This is a genomic window from Sinobaca sp. SA16-1 (assembly GCF_059510515.1).
Window position 1 is genome coordinate 546,586 of the sequence record NZ_JCAKFL010000003.1, and the last position, 15,420, is coordinate 562,005.

Here is a 15,420-nt window from a genome sequence, read left to right on the forward strand (position 1 = left end):
TTATTATGATTAAATCCATGTATTCAAGTATTGCAGGTATGAAGAACTTTCAACAGAAGCTGGACGTAACGAGTAACAACATCGCCAACGTCAACACGTTTGGGTTCAAAAAAGGCAGAGCGACATTTCAGGATATGGTCAGCCAGCAGATGGGAGCAGCACAGGGCGCAGGAAACGGCCAGGGCGGGATTAACGGTAAACAGGTAGGTTCCGGTTCGAAAGTGGGAAGCATTGATACGGTTCATACGCAGGGAAGCCTGCAGAATACAGGGCGCCAGCTTGATCTCGGTATTTCCGGAGAAGGATTTTTCCAGGTGAACAACGGGCAGGAAGATTTGTATACTAGATCAGGTAACTTCTATCTGGACGAAGGCGGCACGATTGTAAACGCCGAGGGCATGATTCTTCAGGCTGAAGGAGGCGGACCGATTAATATTCCTGCGGATGCCCAGAGCTTCAGCATCAGCACAAATGGAACAGTAAATATTACAAATGCCGGCGGCCAGCAGGAAGAAGTCGGGCAAATAGCGCTTACTACGTTCAATAACCCGGAAGGCTTGGAAAAAGCCGGGGGCAGTACGTATAGAGCAACTGATAACTCCGGAGCAGGAGCCCAGGATATTCCTGGAGCAGACGGCAGAGGGGACCTTATTTCCGGCACGCTTGAAATGTCCAACGTGGACCTGGCAGATGAATTTACCGAAATGATCGTAGCACAGCGTGGTTTCCAGGCAAATACACGTGGTATTACTACAGCAGATGAGATACTGCAGGAACTGATGAGCCTGAAGCGTTAATTCTAAGAAAAGGAGAGCAGGCCGGATCAATCAGGTTTTCGGCCTGTTATATTACATATGATCACATTAACCAGGTTAACCGGCGACACGTTTTTATTAAACGTGCCCTTTATTGAACAGATTGAAGCCCGGCCCGACACAACGATTACGTTGTGGAGCGGGAAGAAAATTTTTGTGAAAGAGTCCCTGACAGAGGTGAAACTGCTCTGCGAAGAAGCATACCGTAAGATTGGCCTGGTGGGATCGATTATAAACCCGGAAAGGGAGAGCTAAGTGAAGAACAAAAAAGTGATGGGAATGCTGCTGATTTTTATAGTGACCGTTGGAGTGATTGGAGCTGGAGCGTTTTACTTTATAGATAATATGAGTTCAACAGCGGAAGCAGATGAGACCGAAGCAGAAGCCCTGTCTGCAGAAGAAATGGCGGAGAATTCCTGGGAATTGGAAGAATTAACAACAAACCTTGCGGATGATCATTTTATTAAAGCCTCTTTTAAAATTCAGCTGGACTCAGAAAAAGGCAGAGAAGAGCTGGAAAAAAGAGACTATCAAGTAAAAAATGCGATCATTATGGATTTATCCTCGCGTTCTGCAGAATCCCTGCAGACGACGGACGGACTTAAAGAAATGGAGCAGGCGCTTCAGGAAACCATTAACAAAGAAATGACAAAAGGCAAAGTGGTCAAAGTATACATCACCCAGCGCTTAATTCAATAGAAATAAAAGGAGGGGAGCAAGTGGCTGATGTATTATCCCAGGGAGAGATAGATGCCCTGATGTCTGCCCTTTCCACAGGAGAAATGAGTGCAGATCAACTAAAGCAGGAAGAACACGATAAAAAAGTGCGCACGTATGATTTTAAGCGGGCCCTTCGATTTTCTAAAGATCAAATACGAAGTCTTTCCAGGATTCATGAAAACTTTGCCCGGCTGCTGACGACGACTCTGTCCGCCCAGCTGCGGACGTTCGTTCAGATTTCTGTTTCTACGGTAGACCAGCTGCCCTACGATGAATTTATTATTTCCATACCGAAAATGACATTGTTGAACGTATTTGAAGCCCGGCCCATGGAAGGCCGTCTGCTGATGGAAGTCAATCCCAACATTGCCTATGCTATGATGGACCGCCTGCTCGGCGGACGCGGCAGCAGTGTGAACAAAATCGATAACCTCACTGAAATTGAAACGATCATAATGACGAGGCTTTTTCAGACAATGCTCGATTCATTTCAAGGGGCATGGGAGTCGGTTATGGAAATTGACCCGGTAGCAGAAGAAATGGAAGTAAATCCACAGTTTCTGCAGATGGTATCTCCTAATGAAACCGTCGTTGTGATTTCATTGTCAACGACGATAGGGGAAACAACAGGCATGATTAATATCTGTCTGCCCCACGTAGTCATGGAAGAAATACTTCCCGATATTTCCGGGCATTACTGGATGCAGACAGCTAAAAAAGAGACTAATCAAGATGAATACCTTAAGCTCTCCAATCAAATAAAAACAGCTCCGCTCAGCCTTCAGGCGGTACTCGGTCATTCGAGTATTACGATTGAAGAATTTCTACAGCTGTATGAAGGAGATGTTATTGAGCTTGACCAGAAGATTACGGATCCGCTCACTGTATTAACAGAAGGTGTACCAAAATATAAAGCCCAGCCGGGACGGCGCGGAAAGAAGCTGGCCGTGCAGATTATAGAAGACATAAAGGAGGACAAAAATGAGTGATGAGATGCTTTCCCAGGACGAAATTAATAAACTGCTGAAACGTGTGGCAGAAGAAGAGAGCAGCAGCGAAGAAGAAGAGCAGGAAACGCTGCAGCTGGATTCTATTGAAAAAGATGCGCTCGGGGAAATTGGAAATATTTCTTTTGGCAGTGCGGCGACCGCCCTATCAACATTGTTAAATCAAAAAGTGGAAATTACTACACCGGAAATTTCTGTCATTGACAGCTCGGAGCTGAATGAAGAATTTCCGGTTCCGCACGTCGCGGTAAACGTGGATTATACAGTAGGCTTTGAAGGCACCAACTTATTAGTCATTAATTCAACAGATGCAGCAATTATTGCAGACCTGATGATGGGCAACGACGGGACGTCTCCAGAAGCGATATTAAGTGACATGTATTTGAGTGCCATGCAGGAAGCGATGAATCAAATGATGGGTTCGGCCTCTACTTCGATGTCGACTATTTTTAATAAAAAAGTAGACATTTCCCCACCCGGCATTGAAGTCATGGACGTAGGAAATCAAAAAGGCACAAGTCATATTCCGACAGATAAAAAATTAGTGAAAATTGCTTTTAATATGAAAATCGGTACGTTGATAGATTCATATTTAATGCAGATTGTAACGATCCCATTTGCCAAGAAAATGGTGGAAGAATTAATGGGAAGCCCTGAAGACGATAAAACGGTGGAAGAGCGGGTCCCGGAAAGCAAGGCACCGCCTGCTGCCCCTGTGAGGGAGAACACGTCCAGACCTGTTTCTGAGCCAAAAGCACAACCGGTTTCCAACCGGGTTGAAAATGCAGCCTTTTCTTCATTTGAAGAAATAGAGCGCGACACATCGGAGCCGAAGAATCTTGATATGCTTCTGGATATTCCACTCGAGGTTACCGTAGAGCTCGGGCGGACCAAAAAGTCGATCAAAGATATTCTTCATTTTTCACAGGGGTCTATTATAGAACTGGATAAGCTGGCCGGAGAACCGGTGGATATTTTAGTGAACCAAAAACTGGTGGCACGTGGAGAAGTAGTTGTGATTGATGAAAATTTCGGCGTGCGTGTAACAGATATTGCAAGCCGGGAAGACCGTATCCGTCATATTCAATAAAATAGTTACCTGTCAGAGCGCGTTATCTCTATATAGAGATAACGTGTTTTTGGTATGGAGAAAAGCCGGGGATTTAAACTAGTTCTTTATCCCCTCCCCAGAGAAACGTCTTTTGGGGGGTTTTAAACAGCCGTTCTAGTGCATGATGTGTGCAAGCCCTGCTGGGGGTAGTTATATAAAGAACTATAAAATTAAACTGGGCATTTATTACTAACATATTCAAAAACAAAAAGACTGTTAGACAAACGTCCTAAATTTTTGTACAATTTTATTAGTTGTCCTGATACTTTGTCATAAAATGGAATAAAAATTGTTAAAAAGTCATAAATAACCCGTAAAAAGAAGGAGGTTTTAAAAAATAGAGGAGCCTTCGACCCAGATATAAAAAATACTTGGATATAAATGCCTATGCTGTGAATCTGAGTCCACATGTTCTATTTGCAGCCATTCTGCATAACACACAAAACCTGCACACTATTTTACATACATAAAGATAAGAGGCGAAGCAATGATTAAAAAAACATGCAGCGTATGGCTTGTCGTTCTACTGTTTTTTCTTGGCATGGCCACAGTTGTTCAGGCGGAGGAAAATCGAACGTTAAACGATGCGCTTGAAGAAGGAACACCGCCCGCTGAAGAAACAGATGCTGCAGAAGAGGAAATTACTCTTGTAGAAGAAAGAAGCGCGGTTATGATCTTCGGTCAGATGATTCTGGCACTGGCTGCTGTTATTACAATTATGTACCTGCTGCTGAAGTTCATTAATAAACGAACAAAAAAATACTCCGCCACCCAGACGATGCAGAATCTCGGCGGCGTTCCTCTCGGCCAGAACAAATCCGTTCAGCTTGTGAAAGTAGGGGACAGACTTCTAGTCGTCGGAGTCGGGGAATCCATTCAGCTTTTAAAAGAAATAGAAGATGAAGAAGAGAAAGAAAACTTATTGGAACAGCCGGATCCCGAACCATCCTTTTTCTTCAAGAAGAAAAAGAACAAGGAAGACCATGAAGGATTTCAATTTAAATCCATTTTGGATAAAAGACTGGAAGAAATAGAAAAAAACCGTAAGCCGGGAAGCGGAAGGGACGAAGGCTCATGATACTGATGTTTCCAAGTATTGATTTTGGTGCCTTTACAAGTGACGACCCGGAAAACATGGCAACGACGCTGCAGCTTGTAGCGCTTATGACGGTCTTATCTTTAGCACCCGCTATTCTTATTCTAATGACGAGCTTCACCCGAATTGTGATTGTACTCAGCTTTGTACGAATGGGACTGGCTACCCAGCAGATGCCGCCGAACCAGGTTCTTATCAGCCTGGCATTATTTATGACTTTCTTCATCATGGCCCCGGTGTTCTCGGATATAAACGAATCAGCGCTGACGCCGATGCTGGATGGAGAAATGACCCAGGAAGAAGCCTTTACTGAAGGAACGGAACCGTTAAAAGAATTCATGTCCCAGCATACAAGGGAAAAAGACCTGGCATTGTTTATGGGATATGCCGGACTGGAACGGCCGGAAACGCTTGAAGATGTTCCTCTGTCGGCTCTGATTCCCGCTTTTGCAATCAGTGAGCTGAAAACAGCATTCCAGATAGGGTTTCTTATATTTATCCCGTTTTTAGTTATCGATATGATTGTCGCGAGTATTCTCATGTCCATGGGTATGATGATGCTGCCGCCGGTTATGATTTCCCTGCCGTTTAAAATTCTGTTGTTTGTGCTCGTGGATGGCTGGTATTTAATTGTAGAATCGCTTTTATTAAGTTATTAGAGGGTGGAACGTTATGACGCCGGAGACGGTCATTAATATAGCAGAAAGCGGTGTCTGGATGGTATTCATTATTGCCGGTCCGCTGTTGGTTGTGGCTTTAGTACTTGGATTTGGTGTAGCAATTTTTCAGGCTACGACACAGATCCAGGAACAGACGCTGGCATTTATACCGAAGATTTTTGGAGTACTGATCTGCCTGATATTGTTCGGGCCGTGGATGCTTTCCCAGATGGTGCATTTTACGTACCAGCTGCTTAGTAATTTAAACGACTTTATTGGATAGGGAGAACTATATGGAATGGATAGAGCAGCTGCCTGCATACTTATTGGTCCTGGCCAGAGTCCTGGCTTTTTTTACAACGATGCCTCTATTCTCTTATCGGAATGTTCCTTCCTACTTTAAAGTTGGACTGGGTATTTTCTTTGCTTTTTTTATCTTGTTCAGCATCGACGCGCCGGTAATGGAAGTAGACAGTACCTTCATACTTATTCTGTTTAAGGAGATACTCGTAGGCTTGAGTATCGGTCTGCTGGCGGGCATGCTTTTATACGCTGTTCAGACGGCAGGAATGTTTCTGGACACGTCACTTGGGTTTTTAATGGCCAATGTGATTGATCCGCAGACCGGCGCCCAGACGCCGCTGACAGGAGGGTATCTTTATACGTTTACGCTTCTGCTGCTTCTTGCACTCGACGGCCATCATATGATGCTCGATGGGATGTTTTACAGCTATAACTTTATTCCGATGGAGCAGGTGACGCTTCCTTTCGGGGATGAAGAAGTCGTGCGGCATGTAGCGAAATCATTTGCGCTGATGTTTATGATCGCCTTCCAAATGGCGTTTCCTGTCATGGGGGCTCTGTTTTTAGTGGATATAGCGCTGGGCATGATGGCGCGGGCGGTTCCGCAGATGAACGTATTTGTTGTAGGACTGCCGCTTAAAATATTTGCAGGGATGCCGCTTCTGGCTATCGGCCTGCCCAGCTTTTACTTAGTAGTGGAAAATCTTTTTGACCACACATATGAGGCGATGCGTGTGTTAATGACTTTGCTGGGGAGTGCATAATATGAAGCTTCGTCTGGATCTGCAGTTTTTTTCGGGAGAAAAAACGGAAAAAGCCACCCCGAAGAAAAAAGAAGAGTCAAGAAACAAAGGCCAGGTGGCCAAAAGTAATGATGTTAATACGGCGCTCATGATGCTCGGTTTTTTCCTGTTTTTGTTCTTTTATGCCGGAACGGTAGGAGAATACCTTATGGACATGATGCGCCACGTTTTTACAGAATACCTGCTTCGGGACATTACAATTGCAAGCGTAGAGGACATCATGTTTGAAATGACGGTGGAATCGTCCATCGTGCTGCTGCCGCTGATGGCCGTGGCGGTCATGATCGGCACCGCCGCCGCTGCGATGCAGGTCGGGCTGAAGTATACACCGGAAGCGATAAAAATGAAGCTGGAGAAAATTGATCCGCTGAAAGGCTTCAAACGGATATTTTCCGCCCGGGCAATAGTTGAACTGTTCAAGTCCCTGTTTAAGATTACGCTCGTTGGGGCCGTCGTGTTTACTATCATTTATATTCACCTGGACGAGCTGCTGATGATGTACCAAAAGCATCCGCTGGACGGGTTTTACTTAATAGCCAGGCTCACCGGCCTGATTGGGGTCGCAAGTGCCATTCTGCTCGTTATTCTGTCAGTACCGGACTATATATACCAGCGTTATGATCACGAAAAACAGATGAGAATGTCCAAGCACGATGTAAAAGAAGAACACAAAAAGATGGAAGGGGATCCGCGCATTAAGTCGAAAAGGCGCCAAAAGCAGATGGACATGGCGATGAACCGGATGATGCAGGAAGTACCGAAAGCGGATGTTGTTATCACAAACCCGACCCACTTTGCAATTGTGCTCAAATATGAAGAAGGCTCGATGGCAGCTCCGATAATTACAGCTAAGGGAGCGGATTTTGTCGCTAAAAAGATTAAAGAGCTGGCCCGTGACAACCATATTCCAACGGTGGAAAACAAACCGCTCGCCCGGGCATTGTTCAGCCAGGCGGAAATCGGGGACGAAGTACCGGAAGATTTATTCAAAGCAGTGGCAGAAGTGCTCGCGTATATTTACCGGCTTAAACACAAAATATAAAAGGAGAGGAGGAAGTAAATGAAGATTAGAGAGTTTTCCGTATTGTTCGGCGTCATCATGATTGTTGTCATGCTGATTATTCCTCTTCCTACCCTGATATTGGATTTATTGATCATTTTAAATATTTCCCTGGCCCTTCTCATTATTCTTGTTGCAATGAATACAAAAGAGCCTCTGGAATTTTCTATATTTCCTACCCTTCTTTTGCTCGTCACGTTGTTCAGGCTGGGACTGAACGTTTCCACCACCCGTTCAATACTAAGCAATGCCGACGCCGGCAACGTTATTGAAACATTTGGAAACTTCGTAATATCGGGAAGTGCGTTGGTCGGATTTGTAGTATTTCTTATTTTGATTATCATTCAGTTTGTCGTAATCGTAAAAGGGGCCGAGCGGGTCTCGGAAGTAGGTGCCAGATTTACGCTTGATGCGATGCCGGGCAAGCAGATGAGTATTGATGCCGATTTAAATGCAGGCATGATTTCCGATCTGGAAGCCAAGCAGCGCCGTGAAAAAATTGAACGTGAAGCCGACTTTTACGGCTCCATGGACGGGGCGAGCAAATTTGTAAAAGGGGATGCCATTGCAGGTATCGTCATCGTCATCATTAATATGATCTTTGGTATCGTGATCGGCATGACCGAGCATAGTATGGATGTGGGTACCGCAGCGAATACGTTTACGCTTCTTACCGTAGGAGACGGGCTTGTCAGTCAAATACCCGCCCTGCTTATCTCGACGGCCACCGGTATTATCGTTACGAGAGCCGTATCAGAAGGAAATCTTGGATCCGACGTTACCCGTCAGCTGCTTGCTTTTCCTACGATGCTCTATATTGCAGCGGCCTCCATTTTTTCCCTGGGAGTATTTACGCCGATTAACTTCTTTTTAACGTTTTCCATTGCTTCGCTGCTCTTTGTGTTAGCCTGGTTTGCCAATAAGACGCTTAAATCGGAAGCTCTCGAAGCAGAAGAGGCGGCGGCCGCAGGCCAGAAGGAAGAGGAAGTGGACATGAAATCTCCGGAAAATGTGGTCCATTTACTTACGGTTGATCCGATTGAATTTGAGTTTGGGTACGGACTGATTCCATTGGCCGACACGAACCAGGGAGGCGACCTGCTTGACCGGATTGTAATGATCCGCCGCCAGCTGGCGCTCGAAATGGGAATGATTGTGCCGGTTATCCGTATTAGGGACAATATCCAGCTGCAGCCCAACGAATACGTAATAAAAATGAAAGGCAATGAAGTAGCAGGAGGAGAAATGCTTCTCGACCACTACCTGGCAATGAGTCCCGGAATTGAAGACCCTGCCGTGCAGGGAATTGATACGGTGGAGCCTGCATTCGGCCTGGCGGCACTCTGGATAACAGAGGATATGAAAGACACAGCGGAAGGTTCCGGCTACACAGTTGTTGATCCGCCTTCAGTTGTATCCACTCATTTAACAGAAGTTGTAAAGGCGCACGCCCATGAACTGCTTGGACGTGAAGAAACGAAACAATTAGTGGACCATCTAAAAGAAACCTACCCAACGCTCGTGGAAGAAGTAACGCCTTCTCCGCTCCAGCTTGGGGAAATTCAAAAAGTCCTTTCCAATCTGCTGAAAGAAAAGATATCAATTCGCAACCTGCCGACTATCTTTGAGATTCTCGCTGAATACGGGCAGATGACAAAAGATATGGACCTCATTACAGAATACGTGCGGCAGGGCCTCTCCAGACAGATAACCAAACAGTTTGCCCAGGAAGGAAGCGCCATGCAGGTAATTACGATCAGCGGGGGCATTGAAAAACAGATTGCGGACAATATTCAGCAGACCGAACACGGAAATTATCTGGCAATGGATCCGGCAGTAAGCCAGCAGATATTAGAATCTATCAGCCGGGAAACAGAACGGGCGGCTGCGGGAGGCCATCAGACCGTGCTGCTTTGTTCTCCAGCGGTTCGTATGCACCTGCGCCAGCTGATTGAGCGCTACCTGCCCCAGGTGCCGGTTCTTTCCTACAATGAATTGGAACCAAGCCAAGAAGTCCAAAGTATTGGCATCGTTCAACTATAGAAAAAAAGGGGGCCGTTCATTGATCAATGTGCTGGTAGTAGATGATTCAGCGTTTATGAGAAAAATGCTTACAGAATTTATAAACAGCCAGGCGGACATGACAACAAAAGCGGTCGCAAGGAATGGGAGCGATGCTTTGGAAAAAGTTGCTTCCGGTCACTATGATGTCATGACCCTTGATGTGGAAATGCCGGTGATGACAGGAATAGATGTATTAAAAAAACTTCCTTCGGAACGGCCTGCAGTCATTATGGTGAGTTCAAAGACGCAGCGCGGGTCCGATATGGCCGTTCAGGCATTTGAACTGGGTGCGGTAGAAGTCGTCGCAAAGCCCTCGGGGTCCATATCGCTGGATATAGAAAAAATAAAAGAAGAATTTCTGTCCAAAGTCCGAATAGCGGCTGCGGCAGGAGCAGGGAAGCTGCTGCAAAATAGAAAGAGTTTCCGTGCAGCAGTTCCGCTGCCATCCGTCGCGCCTGAACGATTGATTGCTTCAGGTTCGAGAAGCGTACTGGCAATTGGCACATCGACGGGGGGGCCGAAAGCTCTTCAGACGGTTGTACCGGCGCTGCCGGCCTCTCTTGGCGCTCCAGTCTTTATTGTTCAGCATATGCCGCCATCTTTTACAGAATCGCTTGCTAAACGGCTCAATCAGCTTTCTGCTCTGCAGGTAAAAGAAGCCGTACATAATGAAACAGCAGAAAACGGCGTGGTTTATATTGCGCCGGGAGGCAGGCAGATGCGTGTGGGAAGAAAAGAAGGAAGGTTGTTTCTTTCGGTTACAGACGAAGAAGCTAACGAAGGACACCGTCCTTCTGTAGATGTTCTTTTTAAATCTTTAGCCGCGTTAAATCATGTATCTGTTAGTGCGGCGGTACTTACCGGAATGGGGAAAGATGGAATGGAAGGCGTAAAGCGCCTGCTTGAAAACAATACCGGCCGGATTGCCGCTGAATCAGAGGAGACTGCCGTTATCTACGGTATGCCAAAAGCAGCGGCACAGCTGGATGGGGTGGAGAGTCTGCCGCTCGGGCACATATCAGCGTTTCTTACACGTTCAGCCGCCCATTAAGGGTTACTACAGAAAGGATGCAGAGAATGAACCAGTTACTGGATGAGAAATTTGCGGACATGCTCAAAGAAGCGGCCAATATTGGTTCCGGCCACGCTGTAAGATCGTTGTCGATTCTGCTTGGAGAACCAGTTACAATGCAGCCGGTCCATTTGAAAGTGGTTTCTTTTCAGGAGCTTATGTCTGAGTACGGAGAGAAAGAAGAAGTGATGGCTGCTTCTCTGCTTCCTTTTTACGGCGATATGGCGGGCATTGTGTATCTGCTTTTTTCACAGGAAGATATTAATGCTTTAGCCGGTTCACTCGTAGGACGGCCGGTAACAATGAAAGAACTAAAAACAGATCCCTACCTGCATTCAATGCTGATGGAGCTTGGTAATATTTTGTCGGGAGCGTATATTTCCGCTATTGCCGATTTCACCTCTTTAAACATGCAGACCGCTTCGCCATCTGCTGCAGTCGATATGGCCGTATCCTTATGGAATGAAGGATTGAGCTACATGCAGGAAGCCCGGAACGAGGTGCTGTTTCTGGAATCAGAATGGAAAAGCGCATCTATTCCCGGGGGATCGGCTTCAGGACGGTTTTTATTCCTCCCGGATGCTGCTTCCTACCAAGTACTGCTGCGCAGGCTGGAGGAGAAACTATATGAATAACATGTCAACACCATTCTATATCCGTGTTGGCATGTCCGATTGGAAAGCATCAGCAGATAAAGAACTTCTCCGCACCTCGGGACTTGGTTCCTGCATCGGTGTCGTCATTTACTCTCCTTCCGAGCCGCTGGCAGTGATGGCTCATATTCTTCTGCCCGGCTGCCCGGAGGAGCAGTGGGAGAACAAACAGCTCAGAACGAAATTTGCGGATACTTCTATAGAAGATATTGTTTATTTTTTCAGACAGCACCATATTTCCCCCCGGAAACTGGCCGCAAAAATGGCAGGAGGAGCGCAGATGTTTGCCATGTCTCCTGCCAAAGAAAACAAAAGTATCGGTTTCCGCAATGCAGAAGCGGTAAAAGAAGCGCTGCAGCACTACTCTGTACCTCTGCTTGCGGAAGATACCGGCGGGGACAAAGGAAGAACGATAACATTCGATCCGGTCTCGGCCGGCCTGTACATACGAAAAGCCTATGGAGAAGAAAAAGTAATTTAAAACACTAAAAAAGGGGGAACTACAATGGCAAGAACAACCTTTCATGAACATCAGGAACTTTGGGAAAAATGGATTGAGCATAAAGACATGGATGCCTGCAATCAGCTCATGCACGAATACCAGCCGCTCGTTCATTACCACGTCCAGCGGATCGGCGCCGGTCTGCCAAAAAGTGTGCGGCGGGATGATCTGTGGAGCCACGCGATGGCAGGTCTCTATGATGCAATGAAAAAGTTCGACTTCAGCCGCGATTTGAAATTTGACACCTACGCATCTTTTCGTATTAAAGGCTCTATTCTGGACGGCCTCCGGCAGCAGGATTGGATGCCGAGATCCTTAAGGGAAAAATCAAAAAAACTGGAAGAGACGACGGAAATGCTTGAGCAGAAACACGGCAGATACGTGACCGAAGAAGAAGTTGCCCAGCAGATGAATGTAACAACGGCGGAAGTTCGTAAAGTAAGCGCAGAAAGCTTTTTTGCGAACGTTCTGTCTATGGATGAAGAGAGTGCAGAGGGGGATAAGTCAGAAACATTTAAAGTCGCGATACGTGACGAGAAAACCCTCAGCCCGGAAGATGTAATGATGAAGGATGCTTCCATCCAGGAGCTTGCCGAAGTCATTCAGTCTCTCACCGATAAAGAGAAAATGGTCGTCGGCCTTTTTTACACGGAAGAAATGACGCTCACTGAAATCGGGGAAATTATGAGCCTGTCCACGTCCCGGATTTCCCAGATCCATTCCAAAGCGCTTTTTAAATTAAAGCAGGCGCTGGAAAAAAGAAAACTGCAGAACAACGGATAAACACCGGCTTCGCCGCTGCGGGCCAAATAAATAATTTACAAATAAATAAAGTCCATTATCTTGATTTGCCTATACGCATATGATATATTAATTGACGGTGTTAAATACACACGCCCGGCTGATCTGCAACAAGGTGGCTGCATATTGCAGCTCAATTGCAGAGAAGATGCAGGCGGAGGAAAAAACCTAAGGAGGAATAAATCATGGCAGTTATTTCCATGAAACAATTACTAGAAGCAGGGGTACACTTCGGTCATCAGACTAGACGCTGGAACCCAAAAATGAGCCGTTACATTTTCACTGAAAGAAATGGTATCTATATCATCGACCTTCAGAAGACGGTTAAAAAAGTAGAAGAAGCATACAACTACGTACGCGACATTGCTGCAGACGGAGGAAAAATTCTTTTCGTTGGAACGAAAAAGCAGGCACAGGATTCCGTCCGTGACGAAGCTATTCGTTCAGGCCAGTTTTATATCAATCAGCGCTGGCTCGGAGGAACTCTTACAAACTTTGCAACGATCCGTAAGCGTATTGCCCGCCTAAAAGAAATCGAAAAAATGCAGGAAAATGGAACATTCGAAGTCCTGCCTAAAAAAGAAGTAATGCTGCTAGTTAAAGAAATGGACCGTTTGGAAAAATTTCTTGGTGGAATTAAAGAAATGAAGAAGCTGCCTGCAGCCATCTTTATTATTGACCCGCGCAAGGAAAGAATTGCTGTTGCAGAAGCGCACAAGCTTAACATTCCAATCGTTTCTATTGTAGATACAAACTGCGACCCGGATGAAATTGACAAAGTAATTCCTGGTAACGATGACGCGATCCGCGCTGTACGCCTTTTGACTTCAAAAATGGCAGATGCTGTTATTGAAGCAAACAGAGCACAGGAGCAGGCTGAACTGGAGAAAGAAACAGAAGAAGAAGCTGCTGAAAATCAGGAAACAATTTCATAATCACAGCATTATAACAACGAGTGCTGTACACAAAAGGGTGGTATAAGGGGATTGCCCTTTATCATCCTTTTGTTATAGAAAAGAAACAGGCATTTATTCAGAGGAGGAATATAACAATGGCAATTACAGCTGGTATGGTAAAAGAGCTCCGCGCAAAAACAGGAGCCGGAATGATGGACTGCAAAAAGGCACTTACAGAAACAGACGGAGACATGGATCAGGCAGTTGATTATCTTCGCGAAAAAGGTATTTCCAAAGCGGCAAAGAAAGCAGACCGTGTAGCAGCAGAAGGACTTTCCTCAGTACTGATCGAAGGAAACAAAGCTGTTATTCTTGAAATCAATGCAGAAACAGACTTCGTTGCTAAAAACGAAAACTTCCAGAATCTAGTAAAAGACGTAGCGTCCTATCTTCTTTCCGAAGAGCCGGCAGACGTTGATACGGCGCTTGCTGCTGCTTTCAAAGAAGGAGTAACGCTTCAGGATTACCTGAATGACCAAATCGCAAAGATCGGTGAAAAGATTTCTCTCCGCCGTTTTGAAATTGTGAAGAAGAGCGATAACGACTCTTTCGGATCTTACCTTCATATGGGAGGACGCATCGGCGTGCTTACGCTTCTTGAAGGAACAACAGATGATCAGGCAGCTAAAGATGTAGCCATGCACATTGCCGCTATCAACCCAAGCTATACGTCCCGTGATCAGGTACCGCAGGAAGAAGCGGATCGTGAAAGAGAAGTTCTTAAGCAGCAGGCTCTTAACGAAGGCAAGCCGGAAAACATCGTTGAAAAAATGGTTGAAGGCCGCATTAACAAATATTTCGAGCAGATCTGCCTGCTGGATCAGGAATTCGTAAAGGATCCGGATCAGAAAGTCGGCAAGTTTGTAAAAAGCTTCGGTGCTGAAGTAAAAGGCTTCGTACGCTATGAAGTTGGAGAAGGCATGGAAAAACGTGAAGATAACTTTGCTGAAGAAGTTATGTCCCAAGTGAAAAAATAATGGTGCAAGCGGGTATGCTCCCTGGATATATCCAGTGGGGCAGGCCCTCTTTCCATGTTATAGAAGAATTGCACAATAATGCCTGACAATCGGGGGTAAATGATGGAAAAGTATAATAGAGTTGTACTGAAATTAAGCGGTGAAGCTCTTGCAGGAAAATTAGGGTATGGAATTGACCCGGAGGTTATCCAGTCGATAGCCATGCAGATCAAAGAGATTGTTGTTTATGATATAGAAATAGCTATCGTAGTCGGCGGCGGTAATATCTGGCGCGGGATGGCAGGAAGCGCTAAAGGAATGGACCGTGCCACAGCTGATTATATGGGAATGCTTGCTACCGTTATGAACTCGCTGGCCCTTCAGGACAGCCTGGAAGACAACGGCGTTCAGTCCAGAGTACAGACCTCAATCGAAATGAGACAGGTGGCTGAACCATACATAAGACGCAAAGCGATCCGTCATTTAGAGAAAAAACGTGTTGTTATTTTTGCAGCAGGTACCGGAAATCCTTATTTCTCTACGGATACAACAGCTGCTCTTCGCGCTGCTGAAATCGAAGCAGAAGTGATTCTTATGGCTAAAAATAAAGTAGACGGCGTATATGACGCAGATCCGTTTATTTATCCGGAAGCGAAAAAGTATCAGGAGCTTACCTACCTTGATCTGTTAAACGGCAACCTTGGCGTTATGGATTCGACGGCTTCTACGCTGTGTATGGACAATGATATACCACTTCTGGTATTTTCTATTATGGAAGAGGGCAATATTAAAAAAGCTGTATTAAAAGAAAAAATTGGTACAGTAATCAGGGGGAAATAAAC

The 15,420-nt window shown here is 45.7% G+C and carries 18 protein-coding genes; all 18 read left to right on the forward strand.

Going from position 1 to position 15,420, the window contains the following annotated elements; genetic code table 11:
* Window positions 1-5 precede the first annotated feature (5 nt).
* The 18 genes from flgG to pyrH all read left to right on the forward strand — a co-directional run bounded on the left by flgG (window position 6) and on the right by pyrH (window position 15,418).
* A complete protein-coding gene (gene flgG, locus AC5W2J_RS10770) occupies window positions 6-797 on the forward strand; it encodes a flagellar basal body rod protein FlgG (protein WP_496059456.1) in 792 nt (263 codons plus the stop codon).
* Window positions 798-854: 57 nt separating this feature from the next.
* Complete coding sequence (locus AC5W2J_RS10775; RefSeq protein WP_496059457.1) at window positions 855-1,070, forward strand: flagellar FlbD family protein; 216 nt, start codon at window positions 855-857, stop codon at window positions 1,068-1,070.
* Window positions 1,071-1,514, forward strand: a complete 444-nt coding sequence (gene fliL / locus AC5W2J_RS10780) for a flagellar basal body-associated protein FliL (RefSeq protein WP_496059458.1) — start codon at window positions 1,071-1,073, stop codon at window positions 1,512-1,514.
* A 20-nt stretch (window positions 1,515-1,534) separates the two neighbouring features.
* On the forward strand, window positions 1,535-2,524 hold the full coding sequence (gene fliM / locus AC5W2J_RS10785; RefSeq protein WP_496059459.1) for a flagellar motor switch protein FliM: 990 nt from the start codon (window positions 1,535-1,537) through the stop codon (window positions 2,522-2,524).
* On the forward strand, window positions 2,517-3,632 hold the full coding sequence (gene fliY, locus AC5W2J_RS10790) for a flagellar motor switch phosphatase FliY (protein ID WP_496059460.1): 1,116 nt from the start codon (window positions 2,517-2,519) through the stop codon (window positions 3,630-3,632). Before fliM ends, fliY begins: the two co-directional genes overlap by 8 nt.
* 508 nt (window positions 3,633-4,140) lie before the next feature.
* Window positions 4,141-4,731 (forward strand): flagellar biosynthetic protein FliO, encoded by a 591-nt coding sequence (fliO, locus tag AC5W2J_RS10795; RefSeq protein ID WP_496059461.1) that lies wholly within the window; start codon window positions 4,141-4,143, stop codon window positions 4,729-4,731.
* Window positions 4,728-5,408: a flagellar type III secretion system pore protein FliP gene (gene fliP, locus AC5W2J_RS10800; protein WP_496059462.1), complete on the forward strand. Its 681-nt coding sequence runs from the start codon at window positions 4,728-4,730 to the stop codon at window positions 5,406-5,408. The genes fliO and fliP overlap by 4 nt, the downstream gene beginning before the upstream one ends.
* Before the next feature lie 13 nt (window positions 5,409-5,421).
* Window positions 5,422-5,691 (forward strand): flagellar biosynthesis protein FliQ, encoded by a 270-nt coding sequence (fliQ, locus tag AC5W2J_RS10805; RefSeq protein ID WP_120192242.1) that lies wholly within the window; start codon window positions 5,422-5,424, stop codon window positions 5,689-5,691.
* A 10-nt stretch (window positions 5,692-5,701) separates the two neighbouring features.
* Window positions 5,702-6,475 (forward strand): flagellar biosynthetic protein FliR, encoded by a 774-nt coding sequence (fliR, locus tag AC5W2J_RS10810; RefSeq protein WP_496059463.1) that lies wholly within the window; start codon window positions 5,702-5,704, stop codon window positions 6,473-6,475.
* A gap of 1 nt (window position 6,476) precedes the next feature.
* Window positions 6,477-7,556, forward strand: a complete 1,080-nt coding sequence (gene flhB, locus AC5W2J_RS10815; protein ID WP_496059464.1) for a flagellar biosynthesis protein FlhB — start codon at window positions 6,477-6,479, stop codon at window positions 7,554-7,556.
* Between the two features lie 18 nt (window positions 7,557-7,574).
* Entirely contained in the window at window positions 7,575-9,617 is a 2,043-nt protein-coding gene (gene flhA, locus AC5W2J_RS10820; RefSeq protein ID WP_496059465.1) for a flagellar biosynthesis protein FlhA, read from the forward strand.
* 28 nt (window positions 9,618-9,645) lie between these two features.
* A complete protein-coding gene (locus tag AC5W2J_RS10825) occupies window positions 9,646-10,689 on the forward strand; it encodes a protein-glutamate methylesterase/protein-glutamine glutaminase (RefSeq protein WP_496059664.1) in 1,044 nt (347 codons plus the stop codon).
* Between the two features lie 26 nt (window positions 10,690-10,715).
* Window positions 10,716-11,345, forward strand: coding sequence for a chemotaxis protein CheC (locus AC5W2J_RS10830; RefSeq protein ID WP_496059466.1), 630 nt, complete (start codon window positions 10,716-10,718; stop codon window positions 11,343-11,345).
* Entirely contained in the window at window positions 11,338-11,844 is a 507-nt protein-coding gene (locus AC5W2J_RS10835; RefSeq protein ID WP_496059467.1) for a chemotaxis protein CheD, read from the forward strand. The genes AC5W2J_RS10830 and AC5W2J_RS10835 overlap by 8 nt, the downstream gene beginning before the upstream one ends.
* A 24-nt stretch (window positions 11,845-11,868) precedes the next feature.
* Complete coding sequence (locus tag AC5W2J_RS10840) at window positions 11,869-12,648, forward strand: FliA/WhiG family RNA polymerase sigma factor (protein ID WP_496059468.1); 780 nt, start codon at window positions 11,869-11,871, stop codon at window positions 12,646-12,648.
* Window positions 12,649-12,851: 203 nt separating this feature from the next.
* Window positions 12,852-13,601, forward strand: a complete 750-nt coding sequence (gene rpsB / locus AC5W2J_RS10845; RefSeq protein ID WP_496059469.1) for a 30S ribosomal protein S2 — start codon at window positions 12,852-12,854, stop codon at window positions 13,599-13,601.
* 116 nt (window positions 13,602-13,717) lie between these two features.
* Window positions 13,718-14,599 (forward strand): translation elongation factor Ts, encoded by an 882-nt coding sequence (gene tsf, locus AC5W2J_RS10850; RefSeq protein ID WP_496059470.1) that lies wholly within the window; start codon window positions 13,718-13,720, stop codon window positions 14,597-14,599.
* A gap of 102 nt (window positions 14,600-14,701) precedes the next feature.
* Window positions 14,702-15,418, forward strand: coding sequence for a UMP kinase (gene pyrH, locus AC5W2J_RS10855; protein ID WP_496059471.1), 717 nt, complete (start codon window positions 14,702-14,704; stop codon window positions 15,416-15,418).
* The last annotated feature ends 2 nt before the right edge of the window (window positions 15,419-15,420 follow it).